The sequence below is a fragment of the Sporolactobacillus sp. STSJ-5 genome, assembly GCF_024385605.1.
Classification (GTDB): Bacteria; Bacillota; Bacilli; order Bacillales; family Sporolactobacillaceae; genus Sporolactobacillus.
The window spans coordinates 1-1,521 of record NZ_JANFOJ010000047.1; the positions used below are offsets into that span (position 1 = coordinate 1).

Consider the following 1,521-nt stretch of genomic DNA (forward strand, 5'->3'; position numbering starts at 1 on the left):
CTATGTATTGGCAATTTTCACAAATGGCTGTGACCCAAACATGAAAATCATTTTGGTCAAATGCTGATAGCGGTTTGCTCATCTCTTGGGATTCAGCAATTTTTCTTGCCTCTACTTCGGAACATCGGCTTAATTCCACGAGGACTTGTCCAATCGGTCTATTCTCTCTCATTATTGTTTCAGCACTATAACGACCGACTACACTATTGACAGGCAGCTTGGTATAGTACTCAAAAATTGGATTTAAAAAAATCTGCAGGAATTCGTTAATTTCTGCAGGTGTATAGGTAACTCTGTTTATTCCTTTTCCTAATCCTTCTAAAGCATGCTTCATGAATTCAAAGAGACAGACCCTTGAAAAAACTGGAATAAAAAAATTTGGATAACGTGCAGCCTTAAGAATTCTACGGTTAATTCCATCGACTCGAATTGCGCCACACAGTACTGTCGTGTCTATAAAAACTTTTGGAGGAACTTTTGCATCATAAATTAAATTCATCTATATCTCCACCTCGGCGATTTTTTTCGTCGATCTCATGCAGAACTGTCTCTGCCTGCTCATCCTGTTTGCTTGTCGTAATAAACGCATCGCGAGGAATTCGCCAATGTCCACCTTCCGTTTGATATGCCGCTGAAAATTTTCCCTTTTCACAGAGTCGGCGAATCGTTTGATCGCTCAATCCCAGTTTTTTTCCGACCTCTTTAGGCGTATAAAATGGTTTTGTTTCTCCTTTTAATGACGAGATCATAATTGCTTGCATAGGTGCTGTTCGATTGATTCTGCGTTTTATTCTTCTTTGTTTCAATAATGAAACAGTGACTGCTTTTCTGAACTGTGGCTGGTTATTCGCTGTCAATTGGATCAATCCGTCTATATATTCAGCTAATAAATCATCGTTAATTTTCTGTTGCTCAGCAGCATTGTTTAACTTTTTTTCAAGCTGTTTCAACTGGTTTAATTCATTTTGTTCTGGTAATCTCAGTGATCGGCCGGATAATTTAGGAAGAACAATACCAACTTGACGAAAAGATCGTTCAATAGTGGCTTTGAGCACAACTTTTGCCTGTTCTCGATTAATTTTTGACAACGTCTGAACGCTGTCCCACATTTCAATTTGTTCGTAGTCTATTGTTCTCATCATCTCTTCAGCCTCCTTGACTTAATTATAACCAATTGACATTCGAAAAATCAACAATCTCAACATTTTCAACATGAGTATATAAGAAAAACCGGGCAAAAAGCGCCCGGTCTTTAATCTCCAGCCATGTGTGATTGGTTTGTGTCTTTACAGTGTTGAATCCTCGCTTCGGTTGCTCGCATCAACAGAGCACGACCGCAGGCGTCTCGCACCTCCGCTTTGATTCTCGGTCAAGACACTGGTTTATTCGTTTAAATATGGGGTAAAATCTTATACTTTCTTTACTTGTTAGAAAACTTGGCTTCGCCAAGCCTCTGACGAAGGCGAAGACTTAGTTGCACTTACACTAAATTCCTCTAAATCTTTATACTTTCTTATTTGT

Annotated in this window: 2 protein-coding genes; both read right to left on the bottom strand. The window is 39.0% G+C overall.

Annotation, left to right across the window (positions count from 1 at the left end; translation table 11 throughout):
- Window positions 1-499 (bottom strand): PIN domain-containing protein (locus NOM01_RS17025; RefSeq protein WP_255749781.1); only part of this gene is annotated, 499 nt, incomplete at its 3' end.
- Window positions 483-1,142 carry a helix-turn-helix domain-containing protein gene (locus tag NOM01_RS17030; RefSeq protein ID WP_255749782.1) on the bottom strand — a complete coding sequence of 220 codons (660 nt, stop codon included), beginning with the start codon at window positions 1,140-1,142 and terminating at the stop codon, window positions 483-485. The genes NOM01_RS17025 and NOM01_RS17030, both read right to left, overlap by 17 nt.
- Between the last annotated feature and the right edge of the window lie 379 nt (window positions 1,143-1,521).

What these genes read in the sequence shown, in the direction of transcription:
- NOM01_RS17030 (WP_255749782.1), bottom strand. Translation starts at nt 1,142, where the DNA reads ATGATGAGAACAATAGACTACGAACAAATTGAAATGTGGGACAGCGTT.